General features: G+C 61.0%; 19 protein-coding genes. 15 read left to right on the forward strand and 4 right to left on the reverse strand.

What is annotated here, in order from left to right; translation table 11 throughout:
- Position 1: 1 nt before the first annotated feature.
- The gene (gene kynU / locus JAB1_RS03515) at positions 2-1252 is read right to left on the reverse strand and encodes a kynureninase (protein ID WP_070278862.1); all 1251 of its coding nucleotides are present in this window, start codon (positions 1250-1252) and stop codon (positions 2-4) included.
- A gap of 605 nt (positions 1253-1857) precedes the next feature.
- Between kynU and flhD the strand changes: the two genes are divergently transcribed.
- From flhD to cheY, 14 genes are all read left to right on the forward strand, one after another.
- Entirely contained in the window at positions 1858-2175 is a 318-nt protein-coding gene (flhD, locus tag JAB1_RS03520; protein ID WP_034758381.1) for a flagellar transcriptional regulator FlhD, read from the forward strand.
- A 146-nt stretch (positions 2176-2321) separates the two neighbouring features.
- Positions 2322-2882: a flagellar transcriptional regulator FlhC gene (gene flhC / locus JAB1_RS03525; RefSeq protein ID WP_034778011.1), complete on the forward strand. Its 561-nt coding sequence runs from the start codon at positions 2322-2324 to the stop codon at positions 2880-2882.
- 109 nt (positions 2883-2991) lie between these two features.
- Positions 2992-3753 (forward strand): class I SAM-dependent methyltransferase, encoded by a 762-nt coding sequence (locus JAB1_RS03530; protein ID WP_070278864.1) that lies wholly within the window; start codon positions 2992-2994, stop codon positions 3751-3753.
- Positions 3754-3973: 220 nt separating this feature from the next.
- Positions 3974-4834, forward strand: a complete 861-nt coding sequence (motA, locus tag JAB1_RS03535) for a flagellar motor stator protein MotA (RefSeq protein ID WP_034778015.1) — start codon at positions 3974-3976, stop codon at positions 4832-4834.
- A 58-nt stretch (positions 4835-4892) separates the two neighbouring features.
- Entirely contained in the window at positions 4893-5870 is a 978-nt protein-coding gene (gene motB, locus JAB1_RS03540; RefSeq protein ID WP_034778017.1) for a flagellar motor protein MotB, read from the forward strand.
- Positions 5871-5916: 46 nt separating this feature from the next.
- On the forward strand, positions 5917-6465 hold the full coding sequence (locus tag JAB1_RS03545) for a hypothetical protein (RefSeq protein WP_034758366.1): 549 nt from the start codon (positions 5917-5919) through the stop codon (positions 6463-6465).
- An 83-nt stretch (positions 6466-6548) separates the two neighbouring features.
- Positions 6549-6914, forward strand: coding sequence for a response regulator (locus JAB1_RS03550; protein ID WP_034758362.1), 366 nt, complete (start codon positions 6549-6551; stop codon positions 6912-6914).
- A gap of 43 nt (positions 6915-6957) precedes the next feature.
- Complete coding sequence (gene cheA, locus JAB1_RS03555) at positions 6958-9159, forward strand: chemotaxis protein CheA (protein WP_034778020.1); 2202 nt, start codon at positions 6958-6960, stop codon at positions 9157-9159.
- Between the two features lie 30 nt (positions 9160-9189).
- Entirely contained in the window at positions 9190-9696 is a 507-nt protein-coding gene (locus JAB1_RS03560) for a chemotaxis protein CheW (RefSeq protein ID WP_034758356.1), read from the forward strand.
- Between the two features lie 188 nt (positions 9697-9884).
- A complete protein-coding gene (locus JAB1_RS03565; RefSeq protein ID WP_070278817.1) occupies positions 9885-11606 on the forward strand; it encodes a methyl-accepting chemotaxis protein in 1722 nt (573 codons plus the stop codon).
- Between the two features lie 71 nt (positions 11607-11677).
- Positions 11678-12550 (forward strand): CheR family methyltransferase, encoded by an 873-nt coding sequence (locus JAB1_RS03570; RefSeq protein WP_070278818.1) that lies wholly within the window; start codon positions 11678-11680, stop codon positions 12548-12550.
- A 9-nt stretch (positions 12551-12559) separates the two neighbouring features.
- Positions 12560-13168, forward strand: a complete 609-nt coding sequence (gene cheD, locus JAB1_RS03575) for a chemoreceptor glutamine deamidase CheD (RefSeq protein ID WP_034758343.1) — start codon at positions 12560-12562, stop codon at positions 13166-13168.
- Between the two features lie 108 nt (positions 13169-13276).
- A complete protein-coding gene (locus JAB1_RS03580) occupies positions 13277-14347 on the forward strand; it encodes a chemotaxis response regulator protein-glutamate methylesterase (protein ID WP_034778028.1) in 1071 nt (356 codons plus the stop codon).
- 147 nt (positions 14348-14494) lie between these two features.
- A complete protein-coding gene (cheY, locus tag JAB1_RS03585) occupies positions 14495-14893 on the forward strand; it encodes a chemotaxis response regulator CheY (RefSeq protein WP_010396677.1) in 399 nt (132 codons plus the stop codon).
- 72 nt (positions 14894-14965) lie between these two features.
- Here the strand turns inward: cheY and JAB1_RS03590 are convergent, their stop codons facing one another.
- On the reverse strand, positions 14966-15718 hold the full coding sequence (locus tag JAB1_RS03590) for an SDR family oxidoreductase (protein WP_070278819.1): 753 nt from the start codon (positions 15716-15718) through the stop codon (positions 14966-14968).
- Positions 15719-16012: 294 nt separating this feature from the next.
- On the opposite strand from JAB1_RS03590, the gene JAB1_RS03595 reads away from it, so the two are divergent.
- Positions 16013-16465, forward strand: a complete 453-nt coding sequence (locus JAB1_RS03595; protein WP_139144204.1) for a hypothetical protein — start codon at positions 16013-16015, stop codon at positions 16463-16465.
- Between the two features lie 53 nt (positions 16466-16518).
- Here the strand turns inward: JAB1_RS03595 and panC are convergent, their stop codons facing one another.
- Positions 16519-17358: a pantoate--beta-alanine ligase gene (panC, locus tag JAB1_RS03600; protein WP_034778037.1), complete on the reverse strand. Its 840-nt coding sequence runs from the start codon at positions 17356-17358 to the stop codon at positions 16519-16521.
- Between the two features lie 55 nt (positions 17359-17413).
- Positions 17414-18337: a ScpA family protein gene (locus JAB1_RS03605; RefSeq protein ID WP_070278820.1), complete on the reverse strand. Its 924-nt coding sequence runs from the start codon at positions 18335-18337 to the stop codon at positions 17414-17416.
- Positions 18338-18342 lie beyond the last annotated feature (5 nt).

Consider the following 18342-nt stretch of genomic DNA (forward strand, 5'->3'; position numbering starts at 1 on the left):
CTCAGGTGACCGCATCGCGCTTGGCGGCGATGTCGTAGGCTAGTGTGTCGAGGATGTCGCGCAGGATTTCCACGGCATCCCACACGTCGGCAAAGCTCGTGTACAGGGGCGTGAAGCCAAAGCGCATGATGGCCGGTTCGCGGTAGTCGCCGATCACGCCGCGCGCGATCAGCGCCTGCATCACGGCATAGCCGTGCGGGTGCGTGAAGCTGACCTGGCTGCCGCGCCGCGCATGCTCGCGCGGGGTGACGAGGCCCAGCGGATGGCTGGCGCAGCGCTGTTCCACCAGCGCGATGAACAGGTCAGTCAGGGCCAGCGACTTGCGGCGGATGGCTTCCATGCTCGTTTGCGCAAAGATATCGAGGCCGCATTCGACGAGGGCCAGCGAGAGTATCGGCTGCGTGCCGCACAGGGCGCGGGCGATGCCGTCGGCGGGCGCGAAGCCCGGCTCCATGGCGAACGGCGTGGCGTGGCCCCACCAGCCGGACAAAGGCTGGCGGAAGCGCGCCTGGTGTTTTTCCGGCACCCAGATGAAGGCGGGCGAGCCGGGACCGCCATTCAGGTATTTATAGGTGCAGCCGACGGCCAGGTCGGCGCCGGCGCCGTTCAGGTCCAGCGGCACGGCGCCGGCCGAATGGGCCAGGTCCCACAGCGCCAGCGCGCCCTGCGCGTGGCAATGGCTGCTGATGGCGGCCATGTCGTGCTGGTAGCCCGTACGGTAATTGACGTGCGTGAGCATGGCGACGGCGCAATCGGCATCGATGGCTTGCGCCAGTTCGTCGGGGCTGTCGACCAGGCGCAGCTGGTAGCCGCGGTCGAGCCAGGCGGCCAGGCCTTGCGCCATGTACAGGTCGGTGGGGAAATTGCTGCGTTCGCTGACGATGATTCTGCGCGCGGCCTGCGCAGGATCGCCGGCTTGCATCTGCAGGGCGGCGGCCAGGGCCTTGAACAGGTTGACGGAGGTGGTGTCGGTGATCACCACTTCGCCCGTGGCGGCGCCCAGCAGCGGAGCCAGGCGATCGCCCAGGCGCTTGGGCAGGTCGAACCAGCCGGCCGTATTCCAGCTGCGGATCAGGTCCGTGCCCCATTCTGCCGTGATGACGTGCTGGGCGCGGGCCAGCGCCGCCTTCGGCCGCGCACCCAGGGAATTGCCGTCGAGGTAAATCACGCCCTGCGGCAAATCGAATTGCTGGCGCAGGGGCGCGAGAGGATCATCGAGATCGCGCGCGCTGCAGTCTTGTCGAGAAATCATGGTGGCTTTCATATTGATACTTGTCTGGATGGCATGATATTGCTTGAGGCTTAAAGTATCACGCGGAAGTGGCAGTGTAGCAAATCCTTGCCGCGAAGCGCGGTTCCGGGCATGGAAAGACGGCGAAAAATGCCCGCTTGTGGGGCGTCAACGAAAGAAATCACGATTTTTAAAAATATTTTCAAAAAACCCTAAAGTTCTGCGATTCGCCGCCGACAACACATACATGAACGCCGGTAATCGGTCAGGGCAGCGCTGGAAATATTTTAAATATTTTTTAAAAAAGCCCTAAAGTTCCTGCCAGGGCGGCCGTTATCTCAGTAGACAGGCTTGATTCTTATCAAGTTGTTGTAAAAAAGTGATATTTTTTACAGGCCAAAAGTCGGGCAAATCCGGTACAGGGCCAACCTCCCACATCCGCGCCGTTGCTGGCGTGCGACCATGATCGAGCAGTGTTTGTCAGACAAACACCTACGATCCCATCCGCTATTCCCCGACCAAAAATACAGCGCTACGCCTCTGTTGCGTTTAATGTTGCTCCTGCAGAATGTATCTCACTGGCAACACACAACGCCAGCTGAATTCAACGGATTGAGGAGATGGAAATGACTGCTAACGACATGATGGCTGAGATTCGCGACGCTAACCTGAGCTACCTGATGCTGGCCCAGCAAATGATTCGTGCGGACAAAGTAACGGCCATCTTCCGTTTGGGCATTGCCGCCGAAATCGCCGAACTGATCGAAGGCATGAGCAATGCGCAGATCCTGAAACTGGCTGGCGGCAACATGATGCTGGCCCGCTTCCGCTTCGACGACAGCGCCATCCTGGGCATGTTGACGAACTACAATAAAGACCGCTCGCTGGCCCAGTCGCATGCTGCCATCCTGATGGCCGGCCAGGGCGTCGAAGAAATCGCCTAAGGTTCCCATCAAAACGTCCATGGCGGTGTTGCATTGCCTCGCCGTACATTCGTACTGTCGTCGGCAACGCGCCTTGCCCTGAACATTTTTCTGGCAACCTTGTTAGGCAGTATCAGTCAGTATCAGTCAGTAGTGGAGTACACAGCATGGCCAAAAAAAGTGTCGTATCGGAAGCGCAGGAAATCCAGCTGGCCATCGAATTGATACAGCTGGGCGCCCGTTTGCAACTGCTGGAGACGGAAGTCTCGCTGTCGCGCGAACGCCTGCTGAATCTGTACAAGGAATTGAAGGGCGTTTCGCCGCCCAAGGGCATGCTGCCGTTTTCCACCGACTGGTTCATTACCTGGCAACCGAATATCCATTCCTCGTTGTTCATCAATATCCATAAATTCCTCGTCGACCACGCCGGCGCCACGGGCATCGAAGCCGTGATGAAAGCCTATAAACTGTATCTGGAGCAAATGCCACCTGAAGCGGGCGAAGAGCCGCTGCTGTCGCTGACGCGGGCCTGGACCCTGGTGCGCTTTTTCAGCAGCAAGATGCTGGACATGGCGCCCTGCGGCAAGTGCGGCGGCAAGTTTGTCGTCAACTGCCTCGACCTGAACGCCGATTATGTGTGCGGCCTGTGCCACATGCCTTCGCGTGCCGGCAAGACCAAGAAAGCGCGCGATGAAGCGGCCGCTGCCGTGCCGGGCGTGGTTGCCTGAGCCGTACATAGATAAGACAGAGAGCAAGCCGGAGCCGGTCGCCTGACCGCACTCCGGCTTTTTCATGCTGCTTTCGCTTACACTGGCGTTTTCCTCCTTTGGTTATTCCATGCTGCAACAGATCCTGCGCGCGCCCGCGCTCAAGGCCATCCTGATCCAGGTGCTGGCCTTTCCCTTGATGTTGCTATTGGTATATGGTTTGGCACGCGCGGGCATGGCCATGTCGCTGCCGGCCGTGGCGCTGGTGCAGGGCGTGCTGGCGGCTGTCATCACGTGGCGCGCGGGACTGGCGCGCTGGTGGTGTGCCATCGGCCTGCTGTTTGCGCCCGCCTTGCTGGCGGCCAGCTGGCTCGATTTGCCCCCGGCCGTGTTTCTGGTCGCCTTTGTTTTCCTGCTGAGCCTGTACTGGTCCACGTTCCGCACGCAAGTGCCGTTTTACCCGTCGGGGTCGAAGGTGTGGCAGGCGGTGGCGGAGCTGATCGCGGGCCGTCCCGGCGTGCGGCTGATCGATATCGGCAGCGGCCTGGGCGGCCTGGTGCTCGATCTGGCGCGGCGCCGCCCCGACGGGCAGTTTTCCGGCATCGAGCTGGCGCCGCTGCCGTGGCTGGCAAGCCGCTTGCGCGCATGGCTGGCGGGCAGCCGCGCGCGCTTCCTGCGCGGCGACTACGAGGCGCTCGATTTCGGCCGCTACGACGCCGTGTTTGCCTACCTGTCGCCGGCGGCGATGGGGGCCCTGTGGAGCAAGGCGGAAAGGGAAATGTTGCCCGGTAGCATGCTTCTTAGTTACGAATTCCAGATTGCGGCACGCGAACCCGATAAGACCATCGCCGCCACAGAGGGTGGCCCTTTACTTTACATATGGTGCTTTTAAGCAATTGTCTGCGTTATTTGCTTGCCCGTGGGGCAATCTCACGTTATTGTAGTTCCACACGGCATTTTCTCGGAATTGCATTGAAAAGCAGCGCATTTCAATTAACTTCCGGTTGCTTTTTTTTGCCGCTGTCTCCGCCGGCGGCGCTGCCGCCAGAAGACAGGAACAGGTTTGAACATGCCGGGCACACAGCACCGGCCATTATTGGGAGTCAGGGCACTTGTTAGTCATAATCGGATACATCATCGTCTGCGCCTCGGTCTTTGGCGGCTTCGCAATGGCCGGCGGCCATCTGGCGGCGCTGTTCCAGCCGCTGGAGTTGCTGATGATCGGCGGCGCCGCCCTGGGCGCCTTCCTTGTTGGTAACAATAACAAGGCCATCAAGGCAACGATCGCCGCCTTGCCCAGCCTGTTCAAGGGTTCGCGCTATACCAAAGAGCTGTACATGGAACTGATGTCGCTGCTGTTTGAAGTGCTCAGCAAGGTGCGCAAGGAAGGCTTGATGTCGATCGAAGGCGATATCGACAAGCCCGAAGAAAGCCCGCTGTTTTCCAAGTATCCGGCCGTGCTGGCCGACCACCATATCATCGAATTCATGACCGATTACCTGCGCCTGATGGTATCGGGCAATATGGATGCGTTCCAGATCGAAAATCTGATGGACAACGAAATCGAGACGCACCATCACGAAGGCGCCGTGCCGGCCCACGTGATCGCCAAGGTGGGTGACGGCTTGCCCGCTTTCGGTATCGTCGCCGCCGTGATGGGCGTGGTGCACACGATGGAATCGGTGGGCATCCCGCCAGCCGAGCTGGGCATGCTGATCGCGCACGCGCTGGTCGGCACCTTCCTCGGCATCTTGCTGGCCTATGGCTTCGTCGGCCCGCTGGCCAGCCTGCTGGAGCAGAAGCTGGAAGAGTCGAGCAAGATGTTCCAGTGCGTGAAAGTGACCCTGCTGGCCAGCCTGAACGGCTATGCGCCGGCGCTGGCCGTGGAGTTCGGCCGCAAGGTGCTGTTCTCGACCGAGCGCCCGACGTTCAATGAGCTGGAAGACCACATCAAGAAATCGAAAACGAAGTAAGCAGTGAATATACGCCTGGACACCATGAGTCATTTGCAGCACACGGAAGGGGGACGCCATGGCCGATGAAGGCATGCGCCCGATTATCGTCAAGCGTATCAAGAAGACGGCTGGCGGACACCATGGCGGGGCGTGGAAAATCGCCTACGCCGACTTTGTCACGGCCATGATGGCCTTCTTCCTGCTGATGTGGCTGCTGGGCTCCACCTCGAAGGGCGACTTGAACGGCATTTCCGAATTCTTCAAGACGCCCTTGAAAGTGGCGATGGCGGGCGGTTCCGGCAGCGGCGAAAGCAATTCCGTCATCCAGGGCGGCGGCCAGGACCTGTCGCGCCAGGATGGACAAGTGCGCAAGGCGCAGGAAGAGCAGCAGCGCAAATCGTTCGACCTCAATTCCGCCAAGGCCGCGCTCGAACGCGAGGAGGGCAAGCGCCTGCAGGCGCTCAAGGCGCGCATCGAAGCGACCATCGACGCCAATCCCCTGCTGAAAAAATACAAGAACCAGCTGCTGCTCGATATCACCAGCGAAGGCTTGCGCATCCAGATCGTTGACGAGCAGAACCGTCCGATGTTTGCGCTCGCCAATGCGAATCTGCAACCGTACACCAAGGAAATCCTGCACGCCATCGGCTTCGTGCTCAATGAAGTGCCGAACCGCATCGGCCTGTCCGGCCATACGGATTCGACGCCCTACATGAGCGATGCCGGCTACAGCAACTGGGAATTGTCGGCCGACCGCGCGAATGCGTCACGGCGCGAACTGGTGATTGGCGGCATGAAGGAAGAGAAAGTATTGCGCGTGGTGGGACTGGGCTCGGCCGCCCACCTGGACAAGCTCGACCCCTTCAATCCGATCAACCGGCGCATCAGCATCATCGTCATGAACAAACGCACGGAGGAAAATGTCCTGCGCGATGGCTCGGCGATCGAGCTGCCGGTGACCGATGCCGCTTCCGCCGCTGTCGCCTCCGGGCTGGCGGCCGGTGCGCCCCCCGCGGCGGCACCAGCCCCCAGCCCGGTAGCGGCGAAAAAATAACACGCAAGGCTGTCGACGCGTGGTGTATTGAAACAATGAGACCTTTATGACAAGAAAGAAAATACTTGGCTCGCATGTAAAGCGCCTGCTGTCTGGCGTGTCGGACCATGGCCGCAAGCACTTGACGGAGGTGGAAACCGACCTGGTGCAGACCGGCATCTTGCTGGAAGAGGCGATCGAGAAGCTGTCCTTCAATTTCATGGCGATACACGCAGCCGTTGCTGCGCAGCAAGATACCATCGCCCTGTTGCTCGACGGCGGTATTCCAGCCGAGCAGCAGCGGGAAAAATTGCTGGCATTGCAGGATGAGGTGGGGGGCTATGTGAATGCCGCCATCACCAGCCTGCAGTTCCAGGACATGACCAGCCAGCTGATCGAGCGCACCTTGAAGCGCGTGACGGGCTTGCGGGAGTTCCTCGGAACCCTGGGCGAGCATGGCGCGGAGATGTTGCCGGAGAGCGACAATGAAGAAATTGTCGCCCTGCTGGGGCGGGTCAGCATGGCGCTGGCGATTCAAAGCCTGGAGTTGCGCAGCGTGCTGCGCAAGGCTGTCAGTCAACAGCATTTGGAAAGTGGCGACATCGAGCTGTTCTAGCATGCCAGTGCGGAACGCTTGTGATTGCATGGATTGATTAATCAAATACTCGGGCAGGATGCCCGGAATAAGTGGGAGCAAAGATGGCCAAAACGATACTTGCAGTGGACGATTCCAGCTCATTGCGCCAGATGGTGGCGTTCAGCCTGAAAGCCGCCGGTTACCAGGTGGTGGAGGCCGTCGACGGCCAGGATGGACTGGAAAAAGCCAAGCTGCAAACCGTGGACCTGGTATTGACGGACCAGAACATGCCGCGCATGGATGGCCTGGAGCTGATCAAGCTGCTGCGCGAACTGCCGACCTACCAGAAGGTACCCATCCTGATGCTGACGACGGAGTCGTCGGACGAGATGAAGTCGAAGGGACGTGCCGCCGGCGCCAATGGCTGGCTGGTCAAGCCTTTCGATCCGCAACGCCTGATCGAAGTGGTCAAGAAGGTGATCGGCTGATGCCAGCCGCGCAGCACAACGATGCAATTGACGGAGTCACCCTATGACCATCGATATTAGCCAGTTTTTTCAGGTCTTTTTCGATGAGGCCGAAGAACTGCTGGCTGAAAAAGAACGGCTGCTGCTGGCCGTTGATATTGCGGCGCCCGACGCCGAAGACCTGAATGCCATTTTCCGCACCGCCCATTCGATCAAGGGCGGCGCATCGACGTTCGGCCTCTCCGACATGAGCGAGGTGACGCACATCCTCGAGTCGCTGCTCGACCGTATCCGCCAGGGCCAGATGGCTCTGACGGCGGAACACGTCGACGCCTTTTTGGCGGCCAAGGATATCCTCAAGATGCAGCTCGACGGCCATCGCCTGGGCAGCGCCGTCGACCAGGATGCCGTGGCCAATGTGCGCATGATGCTGCAGTCGTTTTCGCAGGATGTGCCCGTGGCCGCGCTCACGCCCGTCGCGCCAGCCTTCCATACGGCGGAAAAGGCCGCCGTCAGCCATGCCGGCGGCCATCGCATCCGCCTGGAACTGCCGGCAATGGAGCCGCGCGAAGTCGATGCGCTGGCGGCCGAACTGGGCTTGCTGGGCGACGTTGCCGTGTCGACCTTGCCCGACGCGCGCAAGGTGCTGGAAGTGACGACGCATGAAAGCCTGGATGATATCCTGGCCATCTGCTCGTTCGTGCTCAACCCGGACGACATGGTGATCACGCAGGCGCCGCCACTGGCGCCAGGCGAAGCCGATGCGGCCCGCGCGGCGCAGGAAAAAGCCCAGGGCTACGGCTTCTTCGACCCGCTGCCAGGCGCGCCTGGTGCGCAGGGTCAAGCCGATCCTGGCTATGGCTTCTTCCAGCCGCTCGAGGATATCCGCGCCGCCGCCGGCGTGCAGAGCGACGCCGAACAGGGCTATGGTTTTTTCCAGCCCCTGGAGCAGATTCGCGCCGACGCGGCCAAGGCGGGCAACGCCAGCGCTGCCGCCGCGCCGGTCGTGGCCAGCGCCGTGGCCGAAGCGGAGCAGGAAAAGAAACCGGCCAAGAAAGAGGGCGACAAGGCCGGCGCCGAATCGTCGTCGATCCGCGTCTCGATCGAGAAAGTCGACCAGCTGATCAACCTGGTGGGCGAACTGGTGATCACGCAGGCGATGATCGAGCAGCGCGCCAGCGCGCTCGACCCGATGCTGCATGAAAAGCTGCTCGACAGCGTCAGCCACCTGACGCGCAATACGCGCGACTTGCAGGAAGCGGTGATGTCGATCCGCATGATGCCGATGGATTTCGTCTTTTCGCGCTTCCCGCGCATGGTGCGCGACCTGGCGACGAAACTGGGCAAGAAGGTCGATTTCATCACGAATGGCGCCGCCACGGAACTGGACAAGGGCCTCATCGAGCGCATCGTCGACCCGCTCACGCACCTGGTGCGCAACAGTATCGACCATGGCGTGGAAATGCCGGCCGCCCGCGTGGCCGCCGGCAAGACCGAAGCGGGCCGTTTGTTCCTCTCGGCCAGCCACCAGGGCGGCAACATCATCATCGAAGTGTCCGATGACGGCGCGGGATTGAACCGCGAGCGCATCCTGGCCAAGGCCGCGCAGCAGGGCCTGGACGTATCCGAGACGATGAGCGATGCCGACGTGTGGCAGCTGATCTTCGCGCCCGGCTTTTCCACCGCCGAAGCGGTCACCGACGTGTCGGGCCGCGGCGTGGGCATGGATGTCGTCAAGCGCAATATCAGCGCCATGGGCGGCGTCGTCGATATCCGTTCGGCGAAGGGCTTCGGCACGACGATTTCCATCTCGCTGCCGCTGACCCTGGCCATCCTGGACGGCATGTCGATCAGAGTCGGCGACGAAGTGTATATTTTGCCGCTGGGCTTTGTCATCGAATCCCTGCAGCCGGCCGTTGAGGATATCAAGGACATCAGCGGTAAAGGCCAGGTGGTGAAGGTGCGCGGCGAATACCTGCCTTTGATTCCGCTGTACCAGATGTTCGACATCGCGCCGCGCTTTACCAGTCCCTCGGAAGGCATCTGCGTGATCCTCGAGACGGAAGGGCGCAAGGCGGCCCTGTTCGTCGACGACCTGGTGGGGCAGCAGCAAGTCGTGGTGAAAAACCTCGAATCGAATTACCGTAAGGTGGTGGGCATTTCCGGCGCCACCATCCTGGGCGATGGCGGCGTGTCGCTGATTCTCGATGTCGCCGCCCTGATCCGTTCCTCTCGCCAGCTGGCCGACGAGTCCATTTTTTCGTAATACCGATAGATAAAGATAGGAAAACGCACCATGTCAGATACTCAACAAACATCCGGAAGCAATGCGGGCGACGGCAAGGACATCGCCGGCCGTGAATTCCTGGCCTTTACGCTGGGCTCCGAAGAGTACGGCATCGATATCCTGAAGGTCCAGGAAATCCGTGGTTACGAAGCGGTCACCCGCATCGCCAACGCGCCTGAATTCATCAAGGGCGTGATCAACCTGCGCGGCATCATCATTCCCGTGGTCGACATGCGCATCAAGTTCAACCTGGGCACGCCCGTGTACGACCAGTTCACGGTGGTGATCATCCTGAACATCGGCGGCCGCATCGTCGGCATGGTGGTCGACAGCGTTTCCGACGTCACCACCCTGACGCCGGAGCAGGTGAAACCGGCGCCGGAAATGGGCACCGCCTTCTCGACCGACTACATGATCGGCCTGGGCACCATCGACGAGCGCATGCTGATCCTGGTCGACATCGACAAGCTGATGTCGAGCAGCGAGATGGGCCTGATCGACAAGCTGGCGGCTTAAACGGCCGCATGGCAGCAAGGCGGCGCCCGGTGCGCCGCCGTTTTGGCACGCAAAGAATCACTACAGATATGCATGTACCGGCGCGAGCAGAGGCGCGCCGGCAGGCTGCAAGGTCCGTCAGAGACCAGGCCACAACACGGCGCCGTCCGGTTGAACGGGCGCCGTTCACATAAATATTGGAGACTGTAATGAGTTTGCGCGATTTCAAGATAGGCACCCGGCTGGGGATAGGTTTTGGCAGCATCCTCGCCATCCTGGTGGTAGTGATCGTTTCGGCGAATGCACTGAATTACCGTAACAAGGCCCAGTTGCTCACGGGCCTGGAGCTGGCAAGCGAAAAGAATACGCAGGCATCGCTGATGAAAAGCGCGATGCTGGAAACCGGTATCGCCATGCGCAATATCGGCCTGCAGGGCGATGTGGGGCTGATGCAGGCGGAAGAGGGCAAGGTGCGCGAGCAGCGCAAGCTGTACGACGGCGCGCGCGGCAAGCTGTCCAGCCTGGGCCTGTCCGAGGGCGAGAAGGCGCTGCTGGCCAATATCGCCAAGGTCGACGGCGACGTCGATGCGGCCTTCAAGGAAGCGATGGGACAGGTGCTGGCGTTTAACAGCGAGGGCGCGGCGAAGGTGATTGCCACCCGCATCGACCCCTTGAACAAGACGACGCTGGCCGATATCAACAAGCTGCTCGACCTGCAGCACGTGGCGCAGCAAAGCTTCATGGACGACTCGCTGGCGGCCGATGCGCGCCTGATGACGGTACTGTTCATCCTGGGCGGCGCGGCGGTGGCGATCGGCGCCTGGTGCGCCATCTTCATCACGCGCTCGATCACGGTGCCGCTGTCTGGCGCACTGGCCGTGGCGCAGAAGGTCGCTGCCGGCGAGCTGACGTCGCGCGTGGTGGTCGAAGGCAAGGATGAAACGAGCGCGCTGCAGCAGGCGCTCAAGGACATGAACGAAAGCCTGGTGCAGACGGTCAGCGACGTGCGCAATGGGACGGACACCATCACCGTGGCGTCGCGCGAGATCGCCAGCGGCAATGCGGACCTGTCGGCGCGCACGGAAACGCAGGCCAGTTCGCTCGAAGAGACGGCATCGTCGATGGAAGAGCTGACGTCGACCGTGAAGCAGAACGCGGACAATGCGCGCCAGGCCAACCAGCTGGCCGTGTCGGCATCGTCGGTGGCGGAGCAGGGCGGCAAGGTGGTGGCGCAAGTGGTCGATACCATGGGTTCCATCAAGGATAGTTCGCGCAAGATCGTCGACATTATCGGCGTCATCGACGGCATCGCGTTCCAGACGAACATCCTGGCCTTGAATGCGGCCGTCGAAGCGGCGCGCGCAGGCGAGCAGGGACGGGGCTTTGCGGTGGTGGCGTCGGAAGTGCGCAATCTGGCGCAACGCTCGGCTGGCGCGGCGAAAGAGATCAAGGGCCTGATCGGCGACTCGGTCGACAAGGTCGATGCCGGCAGCCGCCTGGTGGACGAGGCGGGGCAGACCATGGGCCTGATCGTCACGTCGATCAGGCAGGTAGCCGACATCATGGGCGAGATCACGGCGGCAACGCAGGAACAGAGCCACGGCATCGAAGAGGTCAACCAGGCCATCGCGCAGATGGACCAGATGACGCAGCAAAACGCGGCGCTGGTCGAGGAGGCGGCGGCGGCGGCTGAAAGCATGCAGGACCAGGCGCAGAAACTGGCCGACGCCGTCAGCATCTTCAAGCTCGATGGCGAGAGCGCGGCGCAGGCGGCCATGCCCGTGCCCGCGCCAGTAGTCAAGGCGGCGGCGCGGCCGGCGCCGAGCGTGGCGGCAACGACACGGCGGTTGGCAACGACGGCGCAAGCCGGCACGCCACCGCCCGCGAAAAAGCTGGCGGCGGCCGGCGGCGACGATTGGGAAGAGTTCTGACGCCAACCCGGTCCCGCTAGTTATACTTGCAAAGGCATTGGTCAGAGTAGTCATAGAGAGGTAAAAACAAAATGCCGCAAACTAAAACGGATTCGGTCAAGGAATTTGATTTCACTGGCAAGGACTTCGAACGGGTCCGCGCCATGATTTACAAGCGGGCCGGCATCGCGCTGGCCGACAGCAAGCAGGAGATGGTCTACAGCCGCCTGGCGCGGCGCCTGCGCGCGACCGGCATTTCCTCGTTCGTCCGTTACCTGGACGACCTGGAAGCTGGCCGCATGGGCGACGAGTGGGAAGCGTTCACGAATGCGCTGACGACCAACCTGACGTCGTTCTTCCGCGAGGCGCATCACTTCCCGCTGCTGGCCGAGCATGTGAAAAAACTGAGCGGGCCGATCACCATCTGGTGTTCGGCCAGTTCCACCGGCGAGGAGCCGTATTCGATCGCCATGACGGTGTGCGAGGCGTTCAATACGCTCACGCCGCCGGTCACCATCATCGCCACGGACATCGACACGAACGTGCTGGCCACGGCCGCCAATGGCGTCTACAACCTGGACCGGCTCGACAAGATGCCGGCCGACCGTGCGCGGCGCTTTTTCTTGCGCGGCAAGGGCGATCGCGAGGGACAGGTGCGGGTGCGCCCGGAACTGCGCCAGATGATCACTTTCAAGCCGCTCAACCTGCTGGCCGACAGCTGGCCATTGACGGGCCAGTTCGACGTCATCTTCTGCCGCAACGTGATGATTTATTTTGACAAGGCGACGCAGCGCAAGATCCTGTCGCGCTTTGTGCCATTGATGAAGTCGGATGCCCTGCTGTTCGCGGGCCATTCGGAGAATTTCCTGTACGTGTCGGATTCATTGAAGCTGCGCGGTAAAACAGTCTATGAGCTCGATCAGCCTCGGGGCGCCGCGCCCAAGGCATCGTCGCATCGTACATGAGAGTGAAATATGAGCCTGGAATCCAAAGAGCAATTTGCCACTAACGTCTATTACGACAGGACGTTCAATTGTGACGCCGCCAAGATCTTGCCTGGTGAGTATTACTTTACCAACAAGGACATGCTGATCGTCACCGTGCTCGGCTCCTGCGTCTCGGCCTGCATCCGCGACCGCGTCACGGGCCTGGGCGGCATGAACCATTTCATGCTGCCCGATGGCGGCAGCGATCCGAATAGCCCGATTTCCGCGTCGATGCGCTATGGCACCTACGCCATGGAAATCCTGATCAACGATTTGCTGAAGGCCGGTGCGCGGCGCGAGAACATGGAAGCGAAAGTGTTCGGCGGCGGCGCCGTGCTGCGCGGCTTCACGGCGATCAACGTGGGCGAACGCAATGCGGCCTTCGTCATCAATTACCTGAAGGCGGAAAAGATGCGCGTGGTGGCGGAAGACCTGAACGACATCCACCCGCGCAAGGTGTATTTTTTCCCCCGCAGCGGCAAGGTGCTGGTGAAAAAGCTGATGCAGACGCATAACGATACGCTGGTACGCCGCGAACTCGATTACGCCAGCCGTTTGAAAGTTGCGCCGGTGGGCGGCGAGGTCGAACTGTTCTGATAACGCCAGAGCAAGCCTGCTGCGCGCCGTTCTTTGCGGCCTGCGATGGTTTTGTCCGGTGTACTAATTTAATAAAGAAGAAGGGCCGCAAGGCCTGGAAGGATAACTATGAAGATCAAAGTATTGATCGTGGATGATTCGGCGCTGATCCGCAGCGTGATGACGGAAATCGTGAACAGCCAGCCCGACATGGAAGTGGTGGGCGCGGCGCCCGATCCGCTGGTGGCACGCGAGATGATCAAGCAGACCAACCCCGACGTGCTGACCCTCGACGTCGAGATGCCGAAGATGGATGGCCTCGATTTCCTGGAAAAGCTGATGCGCTTGCGTCCGATGCCGGTATTGATGGTGTCGTCGCTGACCGAACGCGGTTCGGAAATCACCATGCGCGCGCTGGAACTGGGCGCCGTCGATTTCGTCACCAAGCCGAAGATCTCCATCCAGAGCGGCATGCGCGAGTACACGGACATGATCGCCGACAAGATCCGCGCCGCCTCGAAGGCGCGCATCCGCGCGCGCACCCTGCCGTCGGCCAGCGACAAGGTGGCTGCACCGCTGCCTGCGCTGCGCAGCCCATTGACGTCGAGCGAAAAGCTGATCATCGTGGGCGCGTCCACAGGCGGCACGGAAGCGATCCGCGAATTTCTCATGCAGATGCCTTCCGATTGCCCCGGCATCCTGATCACGCAGCACATGCCGGAAGGCTTTACACGCTCGTTTGCGCGCCGCCTCGATTCGCTGTGCAAGATCTCGGTGCAGGAAGCGGCAGGCGGCGAACGGGTACTGCCGGGCCACGCCTATATCGCGCCCGGCCATTCGCACCTGACCCTGACGCGCAGCGGCGCCAATTACATGACCAAGATCGACCAGGGCGAGCCGGTGAACCGCCACCGCCCGTCGGTTGATGTGCTGTTCCGTTCGGCCGCGCAATCGGCCGGTAAAAATGCCGTCGGCGTGATCCTCACCGGCATGGGCAAGGATGGCGCGCAAGGCATGTTGGAGATGAAGGCCGCAGGAGCGTATAATTTTGCGCAGGATGAAGCCAGTTGCGTGGTGTTCGGCATGCCGCGCGAGGCGATCGCTGTCGGTGCTACGCATGAGGTCGGCGCTTTGACGGCGCTGCCTGGCATGGTGCTGGGACACCTGGCTGCGCATGGCATGCGTGCTTTGCGCGTGTAAGCCACGTTTTATATGATCTGAGGCAAGTTTGTTCGCCTAAAAGCAACGAAAATGCTATCCTACAACTTGCTGCCGTAGTGTCGACCATAATGTCGGCATTCATGTCGATATTATTAACAAACCGCTACAGAAACAACGGAGTTATTCATGGCTGATCCAAAGATGAAATTTTTAGTCGTTGACGATTTTTCGACGATGCGCCGCATTGTCCGGAATCTGTTGAAGGAACTGGGTTATGCCAACGTCGATGAGGCGGAAGACGGCGTGATGGGCCTGGCCAAGCTGCGCGCGGAATCGTACGATTTCGTCGTTTCGGACTGGAACATGCCAAACATGGATGGCCTGACGATGCTGCAGCATATCCGCGCCGATCCGGCACTGGCCAAGCTGCCCGTGCTGATGGTGACCGCCGAAGCGAAAAAAGAAAACATCATCGCCGCCGCGCAAGCTGGCGCCAGCGGTTATGTCGTCAAGCCGTTCACGGCCGCGACCCTCGATGAAAAGCTGAACAAGATTTTCGAGAAGCTGGAAAAAGCCGGCGCTTAATCCAGGTTTGACCGTTATCAAAAAAAACGCTGCCAGTGCGAATTGGCAGCGTTTTTTTTGTCCGCAAAAAACTCAGACCAGACCGCCATTCGCGCGTAACGTTTGTCCATTCACCCAGCGGCCATCCGGTCCTGCCAGGAAAGCCACGGCGGCGGCGATGTCGTCCGGCGTGCCCAGCCGTTCCAGGGGCGCCATCTTGCCCATGCGCTGTATCGTGTCTTCCGTCTTGCCGTTCAAGAACAGGGCGGTGGCCGTGGGGCCGGGGGCGATGGCATTGACGGTGATGTTCTTGCCGCGTAATTCCTTGGCAAAGATATTCGTCATCGTCTCGATGGCCGCCTTGGTGGCGCCGTAGACGGCATAGCCGGGCAGGGCCAGGCCAATCACGCTGGTGGAGAAGTTGACCACGCTGCCGCCGTGGCGCAAGCGCGTCGCCGCCTGGCGCATGGTGTTGAAGCTGCCCTTGACGTTGATGGCGAACAGGCTGTCGAAGGTGGCGTCGTCCGTGTCGGCCAGGGCCGGCAGCATGGGCGGCATGATGCCGGCGTTGTTGACCAATACGTCGACGCCGCCAAAAGCTGCTTCTGCTGCATCGAACAGCGCTTGCACCTCGCCCGCATCAGCCACGTTGGCCTGGACGGCGATGGCGGCGTCGCCGCCGGCCACGATGGCCGCCACCAGCTCATCCGCCGCATCCTTGCCGCTGGCGTAATTGATGACGACCTGCATGCCGTCGCGTGCCAGGCGGCGGGCGATGGCCGCGCCGATGCCGCGCGAAGCACCTGTGACGATGGCGACCTTGGCGGGGGGGGATGTGGTGTTCATGGCTGCTCTCCTGTCGTGGTGGGAAGCCCGCATGCTATCGCTGCGAGCCAGTGCAGCCATTGTGATCTTTATTGGTTCATGGATAAAGATGGTGATGATGGTTTCAGTGTGCAAATTTCATTAACAATTGTTCTCGGCCAGGTTGATATGGACAGGCAAGATCCCGCCGAGCATAAGTCATTGCGCAAAGGAATGAAATATTTCCTAAAGTTAACTTTACACGTCAAATAATTTGGCCCATGATCGCTGCAGTATTCCACCTCTGTCCCCGACCCCGACAAGAAGGAGCGCACGATGCGCCGAGCACCCGTATTATTTTTTGCCCTGAGCACGGCCCTGTTGGCGGCCTGTGGCGTGAGCCTTGAACAAACCGCCGTTGCGCCTGTCGCGTCTGTCGAAATGCAGGAACCGGCCGCGCCGTTGCCTGTCGAAGCTGATGGCCGGCATGCATATCTGCACCGCGTGGGCGGCCATGATTATGTCAGCCTGAGCCAGAATGGCCCGGAGGGCGGCTTGCCGATACTCACGGGCACGCAGCGCCATGCGCGCGCCATCCGCCTGCTGGCGGCCGATCCGGCCCAGGTCCGGGCCATCCTGCGCAGCCTGAGGCTGCCTGCGCACCAGCGCAAGCTGTGGGCGGGAGAGGAAATCGTGCTCGATGCGGCCAGCTATGACATGTTGCAAGCGGCACGCGGCAGCAACAAGCCGCTGTTTGCGGAACTCAAGCTGGTGGGGATGGAGAAGTAAGAAAAAGCAACGGGGCCGAATGGCCCCGTCGAGGTGACGCTTGGAGATGGCGCTTAAATTTCCAGGTTGTCGATGAGTCTGGTCTGGCCCAGCTTGGCGGCAGCCAGCACCACCAGCGGTTCGCCGGCGGCCAGTTCGGCGGCGTTTGGCGCCTGCAGGTTGGCGCGCTTGCGCACGGCGATGTAGTCCGATTTCCAGCCGCGGCTGTTCAATAGCTGCATGCTGGCCTGTTCCAGTTCAGCGACGGCCAGGTTACCCTTGCGCACTTCCTCGGCGACGAAATTAAGGCCCTTGAACAGTTCCGGCGCTTCCGCCCGTTCACTTTCAGACAGATACATATTGCGCGACGATAAGGCCAGGCCATCGTCTGCGCGGTAGGTTTCGGCGGCGATGATTTCCGTCGGCAGCGCGAACTGGCGCGCCATGTTGCGGATGATCATCAGTTGCTGGTAATCCTTCTTGCCGAACACGGCCACGCGCGGACCCACGCACGAGAACAGCTTGGTGACGACCGTGCATACGCCTTCGAAGAAGCCGGGGCGAAATTCCCCTTCCAGGGTATTGCCGAGGTCATCGGGCGGACGCACGCGGTATTCCTGCGGCTCCGGGTACAGTTCCTTTTCCGTGGGCGCGAACAGCACGTACACGCCTTCCTTTTCCAGCTTGGCGATGTCGGCCGCCATGGTGCGCGGATATTTCTCGAAGTCTTCGTTCGGGCCGAATTGCAGGCGGTTCACGAAGATCGAGGCGACGACGGGGTCGCCATGCTTGCGCGCCAGACGCATCAGCGACAGATGGCCTTCGTGCAGGTTGCCCATGGTGGGGACGAACGCCGTGCGCAGCTGTCCGCTGAGCTGGTCGCGCAATTCTTCGATGTCGGAAATAATTTTCATGGATTGCTTTCGCTAAAACCCCGTTGTACGGTGGTCAGTGACAAAGGGAAGGATATCAGGCGGGCGAATACGCCAGCCGGACGTAGATGGGGGCAAACGGTTCTGCCTGCGTGATTTCGATCAGGGTTTCCTTGGCCAGTTCCAGCAGGGCCACGAAGTTGACCACCACTACGGGCACGCCGCCGGCAATGTCGAACAGCTCGCTGAATTCGACGAAGCGCGACGATTGCAAGTGGCGCAGGATGCTCGACATGTGCTCGCGCACGGACAGTTCCTGGCGGCTGATGCGGTGATGCTGGGTCAGCTTGGCGCGTTTCAGCACGTCGAGCCACGCCTGCTGCAAATCCACCGGTTCCACGTCGGGCCAGGTGGGCGTCAGGCTTTGCTCGATGAAGATCTGCGTGCGCACGAAATCGCGCTCGAACTGCGGGATGGCATTCAGGTCGTAGGCGGCCAGCTTGATCTGCTCGTACTCGAGCAGGCGGCGCACCAGTTCGGCACGGGGGTCGCCGCCATCTTCCTCAACGTCGCTCTTGCGCGAAGGCAAGAGCATGCGCGACTTGATTTCGATCAGCATGGCGGCCATCAACAGGTATTCTGCGGCCAGTTCCAGGTTGCGCACGCGGATCTGGTCGACATATTTCAGATATTGCAGGGTTACCTGCGCCATCGGAATATCGAGAATGTTGAAGTTTTGCTTGCGGATCAGGTAGAGCAGCAAGTCGAGCGGGCCTTCGAAGGCTTCGAGGAAGATTTCCAGCGCGTCCGGCGGAATGTACAAATCCGTCGGCATGCGCATCATCGGCTCGCCATACAGGCGGGCGATGCCCAGCGGGTCGGCGGCGGGCGCCGCGTCCGTTACCTTTGTTGCAGGGTCGCCGCTGCCGTCGCCTTCAGCGACAGGTTCGGGCGACTCGATGACTGCGCCGGCGCCGGGAGCATCGGCTTCCGGCGTGACTGCAGACTCTTCAGGCAACATCGTGC

Source organism: Janthinobacterium sp. MP5059B (assembly GCF_001758645.1).
Classification (GTDB): Bacteria; Pseudomonadota; Gammaproteobacteria; order Burkholderiales; family Burkholderiaceae_D; genus Janthinobacterium; species Janthinobacterium lividum.